The sequence below is a fragment of the Mycobacterium sp. genome (genome assembly GCF_052143115.1).
In the GTDB taxonomy this organism is placed as follows: domain Bacteria; phylum Actinomycetota; class Actinomycetes; order Mycobacteriales; family Mycobacteriaceae; genus Mycobacterium.
In genome coordinates this window covers 1-16,723 of the sequence record NZ_JBKQTQ010000168.1, presented here as the reverse complement: position 1 = coordinate 16,723, position 16,723 = coordinate 1, and the positions used below count along the sequence as shown (strand labels likewise).

Here is a 16,723-nt window from a genome sequence, read left to right as displayed (position 1 = left end):
CAGCAGTTGGCGACGTTGATCTACACCTCAGGAACCACCGGACCGCCCAAGGGTGTGCGGTTGCCGCATTCCGCCTGGGCCTATGAGGGGAAGGCGATCGTCGCGCTGAACCTGATGCGCGAGGACGATCTGCAGTTGTTGTGGTTGCCGATGGCCCATGCGTTTGGCAAGGTCCTGATCACCGCCCAGCTGGCGTGCGGGTTCGTCACCGCGATCGACGGACGCGTCGACAAGATCGTCGACAACATGGCGGTGGTCAAACCGACGGTCATGGGCGCCGCACCCCGCATCTTCGAAAAGGCGCACGCCCGCATCGTCACCACCCAGCAAGCCCAGGGGGGCTTGCGGGCCCGGCTGTTCGCGGCGGCATTCACCGTGGGGCTGGAGGTGGACCGGCGACGGCGCGCCGGTCGCGCCGCGCCACTGCCGATGTCGCTGCTGAACGGGCTGTTCGACCGCCTGGTGTTCAGCAAGGTGCGTGAAGTGTTCGGCGGGCGCATCCGGTTTTTCATCTCCGGTGCGGCACCGTTGAACCGCGAGATCGGCGAGTGGTTCCACGCCGCGGGCCTGCTGATCCTGGAAGGTTACGGCCTGACCGAGACCGCGGCCGGGGCGTGCGTCAACCGGCCCGATCGGTACAAGTTGGGCACCGTGGGCCTGCCCATGGACGGCACGTCGATACGCATCAACGACGACGACGGGGAAATCCAGATCCGCGGCGCCTGTGTGATGGACGGCTACCACAACCTGCCCGATAAAACGGCGGAGACGTTCACCGACGACGGCTGGCTGCGCACCGGTGACCTCGGCAAAATCGATGCCGACGGCTTCCTCACCGTCACCGGCCGGATCAAGGAAATGTTCAAGACTTCCGGCGGCAAATACATCGCCCCGCCGGCGATCGAGGCGAAGTTCATGGCGATGTGTCCCTATGCCAGCCAGTTCATGGTGTTCGGGGAGGCCCGCAACTTCTGTGTGGCGTTGATCGCCCTGGATGCCGACCTGATGTCGGAGTGGGCAGCCGAGAACGGACTCGACGGCGCGACATACGAGGAGATGGTCAACGCGCCCGCGGTGGGGGAGCTGATCGGTGAGCACATAGTCAAGCTCAACGGCGAACTCAACCGATGGGAAACCATCAAAAAGTGGGTGCTGCTCGACCACGATCTGTCCATCGAGCGCGGTGAGCTGACACCGTCTCTGAAGGTGAAACGGTCCGTAGTCGCCGAACAGAACAAGCAAGTCCTCGATGCCCTATACACCTGATCGAGCACTGGACCCGCGAGGTGCACTTTGCGCGCCGCGCTGTTCGGCCGGGCCCGACTCACCCCTAGTCATGGTCGTTCGGCCCTTACCGCGGCGCCGCCGCAGGCGTTGAGTGAAAGTTGCGCACAATGGGCATCGGCCGCGAGAATCATCCCATGGCGCTTGACAACTATAGCCAGACAAAAAATCTGCTGGCCAGTCACAGCGCCAAACCACTCGGCCTGTTCTGAAACTCGCAGTCTCTCAGGCGATTCCCCCGTTGTCCACGACTAACGATCGGAGTACGCGATAAAGGCCGCTGTTGTCACTGACTTCCATGCCCCCTGCAGATCCGTAACCTGCCCATCCCCGAAGCAGGTGCCGGGTCAGGCGCATTCGCCGAATACTCCCTCGCCCCAGCCGCTTGGACGGAGCTGAAGATATGAGCGCACTAGCGGTGGGCGCGGCGGCGCCGCTTCCAGGAGGCAGGGCGAGACGGCCTTGATGGATGAGCATGCACTCAGACTGACTGAATTCCTCGATGACCGGCTCGAGTACCGTCGATTGTTCTCGGAGGTCTGGGGTACGTTCCTGCTGGTGCTGGTCGCCGCTGGTGCCGGCGCAGTCGGCGCACAGCCCTACGGCGGCGGGCTAACCCTTCCGGTGAAGGTGATAGCGCCCGGCGCGATGGTCATGGCGATCATCTACTTCATGGGCACCATTTCCGGTGCACATTTGAATCCGGCTGTGACGTGGGCGTTCGCGTTGCGCGGCAACTTCCCGTGGCGCCGCGTGCCGGGTTACATTGCGGCGCAAGCGATCGGGGCGTTTCTGGCGTGCCTGTTCCTGCAGTGGACGATCGGCGGGATCATCCACGGCGCGACGGTGCCGGCTCCTCGTGTGCCGGACTGGGTGGCCGTCGCGATCGAGGGTGTGCTCACGCTCGGCCTCGTCAGCGTCATCCTGGGCACGTCGTCCGGTGCCCGGAATATCGGAACCAATGCCGCGATCGCAGTCGGCGGGTACATCGGAGTCGTCGCCGTGTGGGCTGCGCCAGTCACGGGTGCATCGATGAACCCGATGCGCTCGCTTGCGCCCGACGCCGTCGGCGGGCAGCTGAGCACGTATTGGATCTACCTGGTCGGACCGATGATCGGCGCCAGCAGCGCAGTCGGGTTCGAGTACATCCTGAAGGGTCGGGCCACGGCCGCCGGCGCGGAGGCGGCCCAGGGCACGCTCGAAGCAGACGACACCGCCGACCTATAGTTGCTCTTTGGTTCGTCCGGACTCCCTGGACCTCAGCATGGGCCGCCACCGGGTTACTTCTGTGCAACTGACTCGTTGTGTCTCATGGAATCTGCAGACTTGCCAGTTCATCTGCGGTGCATCCGTGACCGTCCTGATTGGCGATCAGGACGTCGTTTACAGTCACGGACCAGAAGCTGCGGTCGCACGCGCACTTATTCACATTCCAAACGTGCGAACACAATTCCTGCCGGGCGCCTCTTGAGAATTTCTCCATCTCCTCGGCGATCCTTGGTGGCTAGTTGAAGATTTCGCCCAACCAGTCGAACTCGACCTGGTGTTTAAGACTCGGGTTATTCATCTGGCAGTGCGCCTCGCCGCCATCTGCTGACCGAAAGATACGTTCCGACTTGCGACAGGTCAGCTTCTCGTAGAACTCGTGGCCCGCATCCACTACCTGCGATCCTTCGCCCTCGCCGGCCAGGCTCAGGAAAGGACAGGTGATGTGCTCCTCGAGTCCCGCCAGACTGTAGGTGCCCGCCTTGTCCCACATGGCGGCCAGCGACTGACCGGTCATCCCGAATCGATCCTTGAACGCCGTCAAGACCATCTTCGTCATCGGGTTGGAGAGATCAGCCTTGTCCTCGAGGTCATCGCCATAGGGCACTTCGGGATCAAGGTTGATCAAGGGCATGAGGAGGGGCTTGAGTTCCGGAAGTAGCGAATTGGCGACCACGGCGGTGATGCGCTTCTCGTACGCGGCCGCGCGCGGTGCAAAGTATCCGCCCATGCTGTGCCCCGTGAGTGCAAGCCGCTCGGCGTCGATGTCGCCTCGGGACAGGACGTAGTCGACGGCATAGCGTGTCGGCACCTCCCAGTCCGGGCGGTAAGTCAACTCGGGATCCAGCGCGTACGCGCCGACCTGACCGGGCCCCTCCCACAGGAACGCGTTATACCCCCGGCGGACCGCCGCGGCACCGCCGCCCCAGTAGAACAGTTCCTCACACGTGGTGTCGCCTCCGCCGAGGATCATCACGGTCGGGCGTGGGCGACCGTCGGTATCGGCGCGCAGGAAATAGCCGGGTAACGTCTTGCCGTTCTCATACGGGATGCTGACCGGCTCGATCGGGGTATCGAACAGCGTGGCTGCTTGTCTGAAGCACGAGCGATGCCGGTTGTACATCTCGAGGTGTCGCGGGTCGCTGTGCTCGAGATAGAAGAAGGCGGTGTTCCAGTACATGGACGCCCGAAGGAACGCCTCGCGGGCACTGACAGTATGGCCGGCGCCCAAGCAGTCCTCGGCGATGGCCTCGACTCGCTGTGCGGTGTCACTCCAAGCGACGGTCCAGCTTTCAATATCTCCGTCCACCACCCGCCGTGCCGTTGAGAAGCACTCACCGACCGCACCGCCGTCGCCATAAGAGCCGGCGCACATCGCTCGTACGAGCTGATAGTCGAAGTTGGATGTGAAGACTCCGGGCATCCCAGGCGTGGCGCCGAACACCACACCGGTTGGTGCCGTTGAAAAGGTCGGGACTGTCGGTGTAGATGTCATCGCGTGTTCCTCTAGTCGAGGAGGCGTCGAGCCCGTACCAGGCGACGACCATTGGGTGGTCGTCCAGCCCGAACCAGGCGTCTCGTGGATCAATGCCAAACCAGCTGTCGTCAGTGCGTCAAGCCAAATGGGTGCTTCGGGGCCGAGGCCGCGATTTCGAGAAGTCGGTTGTATTTCGCGACGCGTTCCCCTCGCGCCGGTGCACCGGACTTGATCTGGCCGCATCCCGAACCGACGGCCAGGTCGGCGATGAACGTGTCGTCCGTCTCGCCCGACCGATGCGAGATCATCGCGGCGTATCCGGAGTCCCGGCATACCCGAAGCGCCTCAAGTGTTTCGGACACGGTTCCGACCTGATTGACCTTGATCAGGGCGGCGTTGCCGATGCCGGCGCTGACGGCGCCCGCAATCAACTCCGGGTTGGTGACGAAGTTGTCGTCGCCCACCAATTGGATGCGTTCGCCAAGCCTGCCGGTCAGCTTCTGCCAGCCTGCAGTGTCGGTCTCGCCGAGGCCATCCTCGATGCTCCAGATGGGGAACTTGTCGATCATCTGCGCGTAGCGGTCGATCATGTCCTCGCTCGACAACGACTCGCCGCCAACGGCGTACCGGCCGTCATGGTGAAATTCGCTTGAGGCCGGATCGAGGGCGATCGCGACGCCGTCGCGCCCGGCGGTGTAACCGGCGTCGCTGATGGCCTGCACGATGAGCCCTAAAACCTCTTCTGGCAAGGCGATCTCGGGCGCGAAGCCACCTTCATCCCCCAGCCCTGTCTCGAAGCCACGTTCCGCCAGTACCGCACGCAGCCGTTGATAGACCTCGGCGCCGGCACGGACCGCTTCGGGTAGCGACGGCGCCCCGATCGGCGCGATCATGAACTCCTGGAAATCGAGCGCATTCCTCGCGTGCACACCCCCATTGACAACATTGAAATGCGGCACCGGCAGCCGCGGAACCACCCCGTCAGGAGTCAGCCACCGCCACAGGGGCTGTCCGGACTCGAGAGCAAATGCTTGGGCAGCGGCCATCGACGCACCCACCATCGCGTTGGCGCCCAACCGCGACTTGTCGGCCGTGCCGTCCAGCCCACGAAGGGCGCCGTCAACCTGCTCAAGCGAGGCGAACGAACGACCGGTCACGGCGTCGGCGATCGCTCCGTTGACGTGGGCAACCGCCTGCTGCACGCCCAGCCCCGAGTACCGGTTCTGGTCGTGGTCTCGCAGCTCGACCGCCTCGCGGCTGCCGGTCGATGCACCGGAGGGCACCCCCGATCTCACACTGCGACCGTCGGGCAGGGTCGCTCGCACACGCAGGGTGGGTCGACCACGCGAGTCGAGAATCTCAATCGCCGACATCGACGAAAAACTTACGTTCACCTGAACTCCTCCGAGTCATGGACGGCGCAGTGGTAGATCCATTCGCAAAACCGCCCGCGCCAGCATCCAATGCAATTTCCCGGGGACCGTGGGCCGTCCAACGTCAACATGCGATTGGGGTGTGCCCCGCCCGCCACTTTCGTTTCTGATTGCTAACGGGATCGCGCGCCGGTCGCAGTTAGTGGCAACGCGAACGCGATGGGCAGAATAGCTGGACGAAGTAGTAATGGCGATCCCGGAGTACACACGGCCACCGGCATGTTCAGGCTCGGAGCAAAACGCTCCCCAAGTTCAGCAGCGGGCAGCCAAACTCATCCCGAACCAGCTGAGATTCTCAACCACCTCTGACGCTACACCCGTCGGACGACTTTCCGCCCGCAGACCGCTGACGAAAACGCTTGCTCGTCAACGCAAGAGCCCTTCGGTCGTGGTACGCTCGCCGACAGCGCAGGCCCAAGCCGGGTGCGTGGGAAGACCCCGAATAATGCGCCACCGCCGCCGCTCTAATTCCCCGTCCCGCCTGAGACGAACTCGATACCCTGAGTGACAGGGTGGTGCAGCAACGATGACTTCCGGTATCGCGACGATTCTCGATCGGCACGAGCCAGACCGCACTCGGCTCATGGACATCTTGTGGGATGTGCAACGCGAATTCGGCTACATTTCCGCCGAATCCGCCGCCGGGATAGCCGATTGGCTCGGGCTGTCCGTCGAGGATGTTCTGGAGACCGCGACGTTCTACCATTTCTTCCACACCACGCCGTCGGGTCGTCACCGAATTTATCTGAGCAACAACGTCATCGCGAAAATGCACGGCTACCGCCAGGTGTATGCGGCCCTGGAACTCGACACCGGGACACGATTCGGCGGGCCCGGGTCGGCCGATTTCGGGCTGTTTGAAACCGCCTGCATCGGGTTGAGCGACCACGAACCGGCGATGCTCATCGACGATGTCGTGTTCGCAGACCTGACACCGGCTTCGGTCGGCGAGATCATCGAGGGACTGAAAAGGGGTCATTCTCCGGCGCAGATCGCCAATCCGGCCGGCCTGCCACCCGACGATGTGGCGTATGTCGACGCACTGACACGCACCACCGTGCACACGTCGGGGCCGGCGTTCTTCTGCGGTGACACCGATTACCGCGCGTTGTTGCACCGCTGCCTGGCGATGACTCCCGAGGACGTGATCGCCACCGTCTCCCAGTCTGGCCTGCGGGGGCTGGGCGGCGCGGGTTTCCCCACCGGCAACAAGTGGAAGTTCTGCCGCGCAGCCACCGGCGACGAGAAGTACATCATCTGCAACGCCGATGAGGGCGAGCCCGGGACCTTCAAGGACCGAGCGTTGCTGACCTATTCCCCCAAGCAGGTATTCGCGGGCATGGCGATCGCGGCCCACGGCGTTGGCGCCCGGCATGGCATCCTCTACCTTCGCGCGGAGTACGCGTATCTGCGCGACTACCTCGCACGACAGCTGGTGGAGCTACGCGAAGATGGCGTACTCGGCGACGGGTTCGACATCCGCATCCAGTTGGGTGCAGGGGCCTACATCTGCGGCGACGAATCCGCGCTCATCGAGTCCTGTGAGGGTAAGCGCGGAACGCCGCGACTCAAGCCGCCTTTCCCGGTCGAGTGCGGTTTCCTGGGCAAGCCGACGGTGGTCAACAACGTCGAGACATTCGCCGCGGCGAGCCGGATCATGCAGGAGGGTGCCGGGTGGTTCGCGGCAATGGGGGTACCAGGGTCAACCGGCACCCGGCTGATCAGCGTCGCCGGCGACTGCGCCGCCCCGGGGATATATGAGGTGGAGTGGGGGGTTACGTTGCGCGAGGTGCTTGACATGGTCGGCGCCGACAACCCCCGGGCCGTGCAGATCAGCGGCCCCGCCGGGGAGATGCTCTCGGTGGCCGCCGACGCCGACCGCAGGCTCGCCTATGACGATCTGTCCTGCAACGGCTCCTTCATGGTGTTCAACCACGAACGCGACCTGATCGACATCGTCGGGGACTTCATGCAGTTCTTTGTCGACGAGTCCTGCGGCATCTGTGTGCCATGTCGTGCGGGCAACGTGATGCTGCGGCATAAGGTCGGCCTGGTAGCCGCGGGTCGGGCGGTCCGATCCGATCTCGACGACATGGTTGCCTGGGGTGGGATCGTCGCTCCCACCAGCCGATGCGGGCTTGGTGCCACCTCGCCCAATCCGATCCTGACCACGCTGAAGAAGTTCCCGGAAATCTATTCGGCCCGACTTCGTGAGCGCAACAGCGGCCTGCTGCCGTCCTTCGACCCAGCGGCAGAGCTGACCGGTTATGCCCAAGCCGTTGCCGCGCTCGCACCACAGGAGTCGCTGTGAGCGTGCGGATCGAGATCGACGGCAAAACCGTAACCTGCGAGGAGGGCAGGACGCTCGTCGATGTCGCCGCCGAGGCGGGCGTCTACATCCCCACCCTGTGCTATTTGCCCGAACATCCTGCCCTGGGTACCTGCCGGGTGTGTTCGGTCAAGGTGAACGGTGCGGTCGCCGCCGCCTGTGCGGTCAAGGTCAGCGACGGGATGCGAGTGGAGGTCAACGACCCGGAGACCACCGATGCGCGTAAGGCGCTGGTGGAGATGCTGTTCTCCGAGGGCAACCACAACTGCCCCAGCTGTGAGAAGGCCGGCCGGTGCACGCTGGAGGCGGTCGGCTATGAGGTGGACATGATGGTGTCCCGTTTCCCGTACCAGTTCCCTGAGCGGGTTGCCGACCATGCGTCGGAGACGATCTGGCTGGAGCGCGACCGTTGCATCTTCTGCCAGCGTTGCGTGGAGTTCGTTCGGGATCGCGAGACCGGCAAGAAGATCTTCAGCATCAGCGGCCGCGGATCGCAGGCCCGCATCGAGATCGATGTCGAACTGGCCAACAAGATGCCCGCCGAACAGGTCCGCGAGGCCGTCGACATCTGTCCCGTTGGAACGATACTCGAAAAAGGGGTGGGTTATGACGAGCCTATCGGCGAGCGGCGCTACGACGTCGAATCGGTGAAGGACCGGGCACTCGAACCATCACGGAGGCAGGAAAGTGACGACGTCGGACACCAATGAGGTTGCATCGCATGAACTTCCGGCCACCCCGCTCGACCCGGAAGTGGCCGCCAAGCGCGCCCAGAAGATCAAGGTCTCGATGATCAGCTTATGCGGCTGTTGGGGCTGTAGCTTGTCGTTGCTCGACATCGACGAACGGATGATCGCCCTGTTGGACAAAATCACCATACTGCGATCGTCGTTCACCGACATCAAGCGCATTCCGGAGCGGTGTGCGATCGGATTCATCGAGGGCGGGGTCGCCAACGAGGCGAACATCAGGACGCTGCGGCACTTCAGGGAAAACTGCGACGTTTTGATCTCGGTCGGCGCCTGCGCGATCTGGGGTGGTGTCCCGTCGCTGCGTAACCTGGTCGGGCTCAAGGATTGTCTGGCGGAGGCCTACACGAACTCCCCGACGGCGCCGCCCGGCTCCAGCCCGGTGGTGCCCTACGACCGTCGGATCCCCATCCTCACCAACAACGTGTACCCGTGCCACGAGGTCGTGCAGATGGACTACTTCGTCCCGGGCTGCCCGCCGGAGGCGGACGCAATCCTCGAGGTCCTGGAGGATCTGGTCAACGGACGTCCCGTGAATCTGCCCAAGTCTCTCAACCGTTTCGACTGATCGGGAATGGCCGGTATGGCAAAAACAATCGTAATCGATCCGGTCACCCGAATCGAGGGACACGGAAAGGTGGTCATCGAACTCGATGACAACCGCAACGTCATCGACGCCAAGCTGCACGTGGTGGAGTTCCGCGGCTATGAGAAGTTCATCCAGGGCCACCCGTACTGGGAAGCGCCAGTTCTCATGCAGCGGATCTGTGGGATCTGCTTCGTCAGCCACCACCTTGGCGGGGCCAAGGCCCTCGACGACATGATCGGGGTCGGGCCGGCGTCGGGCACTTGTCTCACCCCGACCGCAGTCAAGATGCGTCGGCTGGGTCACTACGCACAGATGCTGCAATCACACGTCACCGCGTATTTCTACCTGGTGGTGCCGGAAATGTTGTTCGGGATCGACGCCGCGCCCGAGCAGCGCAACTTTATCGGACTGATCGAGGCCAACCCTGGTCTCGTCAAACGTGTTGTCCGGCTTCGCAAGTGGGGCCAGGAGGTCATCGAGGCCGTCTTTGGAAAGCGCATGCACGGCGTCTCCGCGGTGCCCGGCGGCGTGAACAAGAGCCTCACAGCGGCCGACGTGGACCGATTCCTGCGGGGCGAGGACGGATTGTCCTCCATCGATGAGGTCATCGACGACGCTCAGCTGGGTCTGCAGATGTTCTACGACTTCCACGACGAGCACCGCAGCGAGGTCGACGGCTTCGCCAACGTGTCGGCGCTGAACATGTGTCTGGTGGACGATGACGGCAACGTCGATTACTACGATGGGCGGCTCAGGGTCGTCGACGAGCAGAAGAAGCTCGTACGTGAGTTTGATTACCGCGACTATCTCGACCAATTCTCCGAGGGTGTCGAGAAGTGGACTTACATGAAGTTCCCGTTCCTCACCGACCTCGGCCGCGACGCGGGGTCGGTGCGGGTGGGCCCGCTGGCCCGACTCAACGTCACACGGGGCCTGTCGACCCCGATCGCCGCCGAAGCGCTGGAGAAGTTCCACGGTTACACCGGCGGACGCGCCAATAACATGACGCTGCATACCAACTGGGCGCGCACCATCGAAATCATCCACGCCGCCGAGGTTGTCCGGGACCTGCTCAACGACCCCGACCTGCAAAAGGATGACCTGGTGGTGTCACCCGGTGCGGACGCCTGGACCGGAGAGGGGGTCGGTGTGGTGGAAGCCCCCCGGGGGAGCCTGCTGCACCACTACCGCGCCGATCGCGAAGGCAACGTCACCTTTGCCAACCTGATTGTGGCCACCACCCAGAACAACCAGGTGCTCAACCGAACGGTACGCAGCGTCGCCCAGGACTATCTCGGCGGCCAGGCTGAGATCACCGAGGGCATGATGAATGCCATCGAGGTGGGGATCCGCGCCTATGATCCCTGCCTGAGCTGCGCCACCCACGCCCTCGGACAGATGCCATTGATCGTCACCGTTGTGGACGCGCATGGGCGGGTGCTCGATGAGCGCGCGCGCTGAACCGCACTGCGTCACTCTAGGGTTCTTCGACAACCCCACGTCGCTGATCTATGGCATCGGCAACGCCGGACGTCAGGACGACGGATTGGGCTGGGCCTTCATCGAACGGCTCGAGCAAATCCATCCTCAGCCTCGCGCACGCCTGCGCCGCACCTACCAGCTGGGCCTCGAAGACGCCGATCTGATCAGCCGATACACGCGAGTGTTGTTCGTGGATGCCACGAAAGACCCTGTGGTCGAATCGTTTACCCTGAGCCGTCCGGAGCCGAAGCTGGACTTCAGCTTCACCTCGCACGCACTCTCCGTGCCGTCAATCCTGGCGACCACCCAACAGTGCTTCGAGCACGTCCCCGACGCCTATTTGCTGGCGATCCGCGGCTACGAATGGGAACTCCAGGAGGGACTGACCAGCTCGGCGCAACACAACCTCAGCCACTCACTGGAGTTCTTGTCTACACCGCGGTAGCGCCGGCGGCAACCCAATCATCGAATTTCAGGCACTGACGTTGCCGTATCGGATTGCCCGCCAGACAGATCGCGACGCGGTCCGCTAAGGCACCAGTTCGCCGCTGGGAGCACCCGACATTGCGACGGCCATGATCGGTCAGGTGCCAAGCCGATAATTGCTCCGCCACCAACGCAGTTCGTCTCACCGGGCAGCCGGCACGAATCAACGCCACATTGCACAGATCGCTGAACGGCGGGGACCGCGCAACGATCTCGGCACGTAGACGAGGGTTGGTGAGATGGAAGGCATGGACGCGCGAGTTTCGCATCCAATGTCCAAGGTGCACTACCTGTTATCACCTTGTCGGTCTTGGTGCTCAAACTCGACGATGCTTAGGGGTGCAGAGCGTTAACTGCTTCGCCGACGGAGGCGAACAAATGGTCCTCGCCGATCCGCGCCAGCAGGCCACTTCGCGCCAAGCCGGCGCGGACCGTGTTGTTGGTTCTTGCCATCGCGAAGGACACGCCACTGTGGTCGAGTTGGTCGAGCATCTGGCGTAATGCCAATGCTCCGGTGTAATCAACATCAGTCATTCCCATCGCGTCGAGCACGACGAGCCGAAGTGAGTGACCTGCGCGGTCGACCGCGGCAGTCAAGTCGGTCCTGAAACGACTGGCGTTGGCATACCAGAGGGGTGTCGCGAACAGCACCACGAGTACCCCGGGAACCTCGATGGCGTGTTCGCTGCCGTCGAGCGGGGCCCAACTGGTGGTCGAAGGGATGCGGCCCAGGACGTGCAGGTGCGGGCGGGCGGTGAGGCGGGTGCGGTCGAGGATGGCCAACGCGACCGCGACGGTGATGCCCTGTTCGACGCCGACGAGTGCGACCGTAAGCAGGGTGATCAGAGCCAGTCCGAATTCGAAACGATCGTAGCGGGCGATGTCGACGAGATCGTGGATGTGCAAGATTCGGGTGGCGATGAAGATCAGAATCGCCGCCAGGGTCGCCAAGGGCAGGTCCTCGAGCAGGGCGACGGCAGGGATCAACAGCACGAGGGCACCGGCAGCAGCCAGTCCGGCCACCTGGGTCCGCCCGGAGGCCGAGACCACAGCGGCGGTTCGTGGGGGGCTTGCGTCCACCGGGAAGGCGCCGACCAGGCCGGCGACGACATTGCCGGCTCCGACGCCGAGGAAGTCGCGATTGACGTCGACCTCATATGCGCCCTGGTCGGCGAACGCGCGGGTCGTCGCCGCCGTCTGGCTGATAATCACCAGGGCGACCACGCCGGCGATCGGCGCGACCGCACCCAGCGCCGACCAGGACAGCCCGTGCAGCCCGAGGTGCGGCGCGCCGTGGGCCAGCGCACCCAACACCATCACCCCGTGGGCGTGCAGCTTCATCGCAGCGACGAGGATCGTCGAGCCGATCAGCCCGACCAACGCCCCCGGAAGCCGGCGATCGACCCGTTCGGCGACGACCACGACGGTGAACACGCCGACCCCGATGCCCAGCGCCCACCCGTTGATCAAATGCAGGCCGCTGAGCGTGACACCCACCCGGTGCAGTGTGCTGCCGCTGGCGCCGGGCAGGCCGAGCAGATCAGGTAGCTGGTGTACCACGATGATGATCGCTACCCCGCCAAGGAATCCGCTGATGATCGGCGCCGACAGAAACTCGGCGAGCCACCCGAGCCGCAGTAGACCAACCAGGGCCACCACCACACCGACCATCACCGCGAGGATTCCGATCAACGCCACGTAGTCAGGGGAGGCGGCCGACACCACGGCGGCGGTGCCGACGGCGAACAGCGGGGCGATGGTCGAATCGGCGCCGACCGACATCTGCGGGTTCGATCCCAACAGCGCGAACATCACGCTGCCCGCGACAAACGCGTACAAGCCGGTGATCGGCGGCATACCGGCCAGCCGGGCGGTGGCTAACTGCTCAGGCACCGCGATCGCCAGCAACGTCAGCGCTGCGACCAGGTCGCCAATCACCCACGACGATCGGTAGCCGTGCAGCGAGGACAACAGCATCGACCGCGCCCCCAGCAACCCCGCCGTGAACCCTGCTGCCGACTGCATCGACCCATCATCGCAACCCCTTCAAACCAGGGACCGATGTGGTGGACACGGTCTTGTTGTGGGCAGCACACGGCCGGCGAACCCGTCATCGTCGGGTAGCGGCAGTGAGCCGTCTACAAGCACCACCTTGGCCCGCTCGGTCCAGGCGGCAAGCCGGCTGGTGGCCAAGTCGACCATCACTGGGCTGATAGCGACGCCGAGGTAGTCGACACTGGAAGGCAGCGCCCCTGCGGGCGCGCAGCCAACGGGCCAGTGCTGCAAGCGAACTCGAAATTAGTCTGATCCCCGGTGGAGGCCGCTTTGGCCACGGGGCGGTTCATGGTCGCGTCCTCATAGAATGCCTGCGAGTCTTGGAGGTGCGCCCCGTCGACGTGGGTGCATGCGGGTCCACCTTGTCACGACGACTGTGCGGCCGCGTCGCCGTCGTTGCCCACCAACTCCTTCTTTGCCTCTGCCAGCTCAGCTTTGGCGGTGGCGTCGACCTGCGGATACTGCGGGTTGAGATCCCGCAGCGTCTCCAACAGCACTGCGGAAGTCGACACGTGGCTAAACCATTTGTGGTCTGCGGGGATCACATGCCAGGGCGCCCAGACGGTGCTGGTGTGGCTGAGCATGTCTTGAAAGGCCCGCTGGTAGTCGTCCCAGAACGCGCGCTCGCGTAGGTCGGCGAGGGAGAACTTCCAGTTCTTCTCGGGTTCGTCGATGCGCTCAAGGAACCGGCGCGCCTGTTCGTCCTTGGAGACGTTGAGAAACAGCTTGACGACGACGGTCCCGTTGTCGGTGAGGTAGCGCTCCCAGTCGTTGATTTCGCGATACCGCCGCTGCCAAATGTCCTCAGCGTCGAGCACCGCGGTGCGTGGCCATAACGTCTCAGGGTGCACACGGGTGATCAATACGTTCTCGTAGTGGGACCGGTTGAACACCGCGATGCGGCCCAGTTCCGGCAGCGACCTTTGGTGGCGCCAGAGGTAGTCATGTGCCTGCTCGGTCACCGATGGCGTCTTGAAGCTGTACACGTCGACCCCCTCGGGGTTAAGACCGCTCATGACGTGCTTGATCGTGCCGTCCTTACCGGCCGCGTCGATGGCCTGAAGGATGATCAGCAGCGACCGGTCGGCCTGGGCGAAGAAGCGGTCCTGCAAATCCAGCAGCGCCGCCTTCGCGTCAGCCCGCACCGCGGCGCCGTGGTCTTTTCGAAGCTGCTTGTCGTGGCGGCCGGGATCGAAGTCTTTGGCCAGGTCCACGTTGGACCCCGGCTTTACCCGGGTAGCCTCCGCCAGTCGTTTCCAGTGCGCCGACAACTTCGCCTCCTGGTTATGTCATCTGCCCATTGTCCGGGGTGTCGCGTGCGCAGGGCAACGATCACTGTCAGCCTCGCAGAAGGGTGGTGGCCAACTCCGGTCGCGTCGCGGGCTCGTCGACTGACGGTCTTCGTTGTGAGGTGAGGTGAGGTTTGCCCCAGTGCCCAAGGGAAGGTTGCTCAGCCGTTCGGCGTCCGCTGCGGGGCGGGGACGACCACTACCGGACACCGCGAGTGGGACACGACATGTTGGCTGACCGAGCCGAGCACCGCCCCCAGGAATCCGCCGTGCCCGTGAGAGCCGACCACCAGCGTGTCGCATTCGCTGACGCTCTTGAGTAACACGTGCGCGGCGTGGCCCTGCAGCATCTCCCGCGTGAGTGGGACCTGACCCGACGCGCGGTCCGGGTCGGATTCGGTGGTCTTGCTAATCGCGGCGTCCAGCAGCTTTTCCACAGAAGCAGCTGTGTCAGCGAACTCGTCTGCAGGCACACCGCCTTCCGGTTGATAGGCCAACGGGAACATGCTGCCCAGCCCAGGGTCGACCCAACGTGGGTGGTACTCCCACGCAAAGACCGCGTTGACCGGAAGCTTGCGTGCCCGCGCTTCCCCCAGCGCCCACAGCAGCGCATTCAATGATCCTTGAGACCCGTCCACACCGACGACAATCTGCCTGCTCTGCTCCGGTCCGTCGGTAGAAGTTCGTTGGCTTGTTGGTGTCATGGCGCAGAGTCCTTGAGCAGCTGGATGAGCTGGCGCTCGTCCAGCGCGGTCCAGGCGCCGCGGCTAGCCGGCCGGTGCAGGGAGTCGTCATCGAGCCCGATCACCGTCGCTCTGAGGGGCGCACGCTGGTCCGCCTCAGCCGCCGACCTCCCACGCGCCGCGCGGCGCATGATCCAGCAGCTGTACAGCAAGAGCAGGAGAAACTGCAGGATGATGATCATGGCTGGCTCCCCGCAGTCGACCCCCCATTGGCCACCACCGCAGTCGGTTTCAGGACGGCGGTCGCTAGCTCTGGCCGGGCTGCTGCGCCGCTTTCCCGGGCCAGGAAGGTGCCGAGTTCGGCGATGGTCGACATCAACGGCGCCGGGAACACGACGGTGCTGTTCTTGTCGACGCCGAGTTCGGCCAGTGTCTGCAGATTGCGTAACTGCAGCGCCAGGGGGTGGGCCATCATGGTGTCCGAGGCGTCGCCCAAGGCGGCAGCGGCCAGCGATTCACCCTCGGCGGCAATGATTTTCGCGCGCTTCTCCCGCTCCGCCTCCGCTTGGCGGGCCATCGCCCGCTTCATGCTGTCGGGCAGTTGGATGTCTTTCAGCTCCACCAGGGTGACCTGTACACCCCATTCGATGGTGGTGACGTCGAGGATTGCGCGGATATCGAGGTTGATCTTGTCGGTCTCCGAGAGCGTCTCGTCCAGGGTGTGCTGTCCGACGACCTTGCGCAGTGTCGTTTGGGCGATCTGATCGATCGCGGAGTAGACGTTCTCGATCGCCACCACCGACTTCACCGCGTCGACGACCTTGAAGTACGCCACCGCGGAGACGTCGACACTGACGTTGTCGCGGGTGATGATCCCCTGGGATTGGATCGGCATCGTCACGATTCGCAGCGAAATCCGTTGCAGCACATCGATGAACGGAATGATGAGCCGCAACCCGGGTTTGCGTTCTCCGATCACCCGACCCAGCCGGAACAGCACGCCGTTCTCGTATTGTTTGACGATCCGCACCGCCATCGCCAGCACCAGCAGCGACAGCAGGACCAGAACAACGACGACGACGCCCGCCGCTTTCATCGCCGTGCACCCGTCGGTGAGCGGTGCTTAGGGCTGCCTGCGGCCACGTCATGCGCAGCCGTCGTTGTTCGGGGGTGTTGTAAGCGGGACGGTCGAGTGGAGAAACTCTGTGGAGCAGTCATGGTGATCCTGATGCGCAGACGATCACCGGCGCGTAGGGGCCTTGGAGCCAATGCTCCTCAAGTTCTGCAGCGGACAGCTGAACTCATCCCGAACCAGCTGAAATTCTCAGCACCTCCGAGGTTACACCCGCGGGGACTTACCCGACAGATTGAGGCGCGAGATCGCCTTCCTCGGGTAACGGCACGGCAGGACCCGTCCGCAGGGTGTAGCGTCAACGACGTTGGGAGCTCAACCAGTCCGGGATGAGGGTGGCTGTCCGCCGCTGCCCTCATAGAGCAGTCGCTCGTGCCGAACGCTCCGGTGACAACCGCACACCCGGGGATCACCATGACTACACCACCCGCTCCGGGAACGCCGAAAATAGCTCCTGCACAGTACTTTC

General features: G+C 63.9%; 15 protein-coding genes. 7 read left to right on the top strand and 8 right to left on the bottom strand.

Annotated elements, in window-relative coordinates; genetic code table 11:
- Together ACLQI9_RS17100 and ACLQI9_RS17095 are read left to right on the top strand one after the other, a co-directional pair.
- Positions 1-1,266: AMP-dependent synthetase/ligase (locus ACLQI9_RS17100; protein WP_442391958.1), on the top strand; the 1,266-nt coding region annotated here is incomplete at its 5' end.
- Between the two features lie 483 nt (positions 1,267-1,749).
- The gene (locus tag ACLQI9_RS17095) at positions 1,750-2,511 is read left to right on the top strand and encodes an MIP/aquaporin family protein (protein WP_442376837.1); all 762 of its coding nucleotides are present in this window, start codon (positions 1,750-1,752) and stop codon (positions 2,509-2,511) included.
- 277 nt (positions 2,512-2,788) lie between these two features.
- Here ACLQI9_RS17095 and ACLQI9_RS17090 read toward each other — a convergent pair whose 3' ends face one another.
- Positions 2,789-4,045, bottom strand: coding sequence for an alpha/beta hydrolase family protein (locus ACLQI9_RS17090; protein ID WP_442391957.1), 1,257 nt, complete (start codon positions 4,043-4,045; stop codon positions 2,789-2,791).
- A gap of 110 nt (positions 4,046-4,155) precedes the next feature.
- Positions 4,156-5,421: a phosphopyruvate hydratase gene (gene eno, locus ACLQI9_RS17085; RefSeq protein WP_442376833.1), complete on the bottom strand. Its 1,266-nt coding sequence runs from the start codon at positions 5,419-5,421 to the stop codon at positions 4,156-4,158.
- A gap of 565 nt (positions 5,422-5,986) precedes the next feature.
- Here eno and ACLQI9_RS17080 point away from each other — a divergent pair.
- Genes ACLQI9_RS17080 through ACLQI9_RS17060 form a run of 5 tightly spaced genes read left to right on the top strand, consistent with a single transcriptional unit; the run spans position 5,987 to position 11,054 of the window.
- A complete protein-coding gene (locus ACLQI9_RS17080) occupies positions 5,987-7,771 on the top strand; it encodes an NAD(P)H-dependent oxidoreductase subunit E (RefSeq protein WP_442376829.1) in 1,785 nt (594 codons plus the stop codon).
- Entirely contained in the window at positions 7,768-8,499 is a 732-nt protein-coding gene (locus ACLQI9_RS17075; protein WP_442376828.1) for a 2Fe-2S iron-sulfur cluster-binding protein, read from the top strand. Before ACLQI9_RS17080 ends, ACLQI9_RS17075 begins: the two co-directional genes overlap by 4 nt.
- A complete protein-coding gene (locus ACLQI9_RS17070; protein WP_442374616.1) occupies positions 8,477-9,106 on the top strand; it encodes an NADP oxidoreductase in 630 nt (209 codons plus the stop codon). Before ACLQI9_RS17075 ends, ACLQI9_RS17070 begins: the two co-directional genes overlap by 23 nt.
- Positions 9,107-9,121: 15 nt before the next feature.
- On the top strand, positions 9,122-10,588 hold the full coding sequence (locus ACLQI9_RS17065) for a Ni/Fe hydrogenase subunit alpha (protein ID WP_442376826.1): 1,467 nt from the start codon (positions 9,122-9,124) through the stop codon (positions 10,586-10,588).
- Positions 10,572-11,054: a hydrogenase maturation protease gene (locus tag ACLQI9_RS17060; RefSeq protein ID WP_442376824.1), complete on the top strand. Its 483-nt coding sequence runs from the start codon at positions 10,572-10,574 to the stop codon at positions 11,052-11,054. The genes ACLQI9_RS17065 and ACLQI9_RS17060 overlap by 17 nt, the downstream gene beginning before the upstream one ends.
- 374 nt (positions 11,055-11,428) lie before the next feature.
- On the opposite strand, the gene ACLQI9_RS17055 is transcribed toward ACLQI9_RS17060, so the two are convergent.
- The 6 genes from ACLQI9_RS17055 to ACLQI9_RS17030 all read right to left on the bottom strand — a co-directional run bounded on the left by ACLQI9_RS17055 (position 11,429) and on the right by ACLQI9_RS17030 (position 16,218).
- Positions 11,429-13,120 carry a SulP family inorganic anion transporter gene (locus ACLQI9_RS17055; protein ID WP_442391956.1) on the bottom strand — a complete coding sequence of 564 codons (1,692 nt, stop codon included), beginning with the start codon at positions 13,118-13,120 and terminating at the stop codon, positions 11,429-11,431.
- A gap of 21 nt (positions 13,121-13,141) precedes the next feature.
- Positions 13,142-13,381, bottom strand: a complete 240-nt coding sequence (locus ACLQI9_RS17050) for a hypothetical protein (protein ID WP_442391955.1) — start codon at positions 13,379-13,381, stop codon at positions 13,142-13,144.
- 134 nt (positions 13,382-13,515) lie between these two features.
- Positions 13,516-14,421 (bottom strand): polyphosphate kinase 2 family protein, encoded by a 906-nt coding sequence (locus tag ACLQI9_RS17045; RefSeq protein WP_442391954.1) that lies wholly within the window; start codon positions 14,419-14,421, stop codon positions 13,516-13,518.
- A 179-nt stretch (positions 14,422-14,600) separates the two neighbouring features.
- Positions 14,601-15,143 carry a universal stress protein gene (locus tag ACLQI9_RS17040; protein WP_442375838.1) on the bottom strand — a complete coding sequence of 181 codons (543 nt, stop codon included), beginning with the start codon at positions 15,141-15,143 and terminating at the stop codon, positions 14,601-14,603.
- Positions 15,140-15,364 carry a hypothetical protein gene (locus ACLQI9_RS17035; RefSeq protein ID WP_442375839.1) on the bottom strand — a complete coding sequence of 75 codons (225 nt, stop codon included), beginning with the start codon at positions 15,362-15,364 and terminating at the stop codon, positions 15,140-15,142. The genes ACLQI9_RS17040 and ACLQI9_RS17035 overlap by 4 nt, the downstream gene beginning before the upstream one ends.
- Positions 15,361-16,218, bottom strand: a complete 858-nt coding sequence (locus ACLQI9_RS17030; protein WP_442375840.1) for an SPFH domain-containing protein — start codon at positions 16,216-16,218, stop codon at positions 15,361-15,363. The genes ACLQI9_RS17035 and ACLQI9_RS17030 overlap by 4 nt, the downstream gene beginning before the upstream one ends.
- Positions 16,219-16,723 lie beyond the last annotated feature (505 nt).

Excerpts from the sequence above, each read along its gene's own strand:
- ACLQI9_RS17095 (WP_442376837.1), top strand. The coding sequence starts at position 1,750 with ATGGATGAGCATGCACTCAGACTGACTGAATTCCTCGATGACCGGCTC.
- ACLQI9_RS17090 (WP_442391957.1), bottom strand. The coding sequence starts at position 4,045 with ATGACATCTACACCGACAGTCCCGACCTTTTCAACGGCACCAACCGGT.
- ACLQI9_RS17080 (WP_442376829.1), top strand. The coding sequence starts at position 5,987 with ATGACTTCCGGTATCGCGACGATTCTCGATCGGCACGAGCCAGACCGC.
- ACLQI9_RS17065 (WP_442376826.1), top strand. The coding sequence starts at position 9,122 with ATGGCAAAAACAATCGTAATCGATCCGGTCACCCGAATCGAGGGACAC.
- ACLQI9_RS17060 (WP_442376824.1), top strand. The coding sequence starts at position 10,572 with ATGAGCGCGCGCGCTGAACCGCACTGCGTCACTCTAGGGTTCTTCGAC.
- ACLQI9_RS17055 (WP_442391956.1), bottom strand. The coding sequence starts at position 13,120 with ATGCAGTCGGCAGCAGGGTTCACGGCGGGGTTGCTGGGGGCGCGGTCG.
- ACLQI9_RS17040 (WP_442375838.1), bottom strand. The coding sequence starts at position 15,143 with ATGACACCAACAAGCCAACGAACTTCTACCGACGGACCGGAGCAGAGC.
- ACLQI9_RS17035 (WP_442375839.1), bottom strand. The coding sequence starts at position 15,364 with ATGATCATCATCCTGCAGTTTCTCCTGCTCTTGCTGTACAGCTGCTGG.
- ACLQI9_RS17030 (WP_442375840.1), bottom strand. The coding sequence starts at position 16,218 with ATGAAAGCGGCGGGCGTCGTCGTCGTTGTTCTGGTCCTGCTGTCGCTG.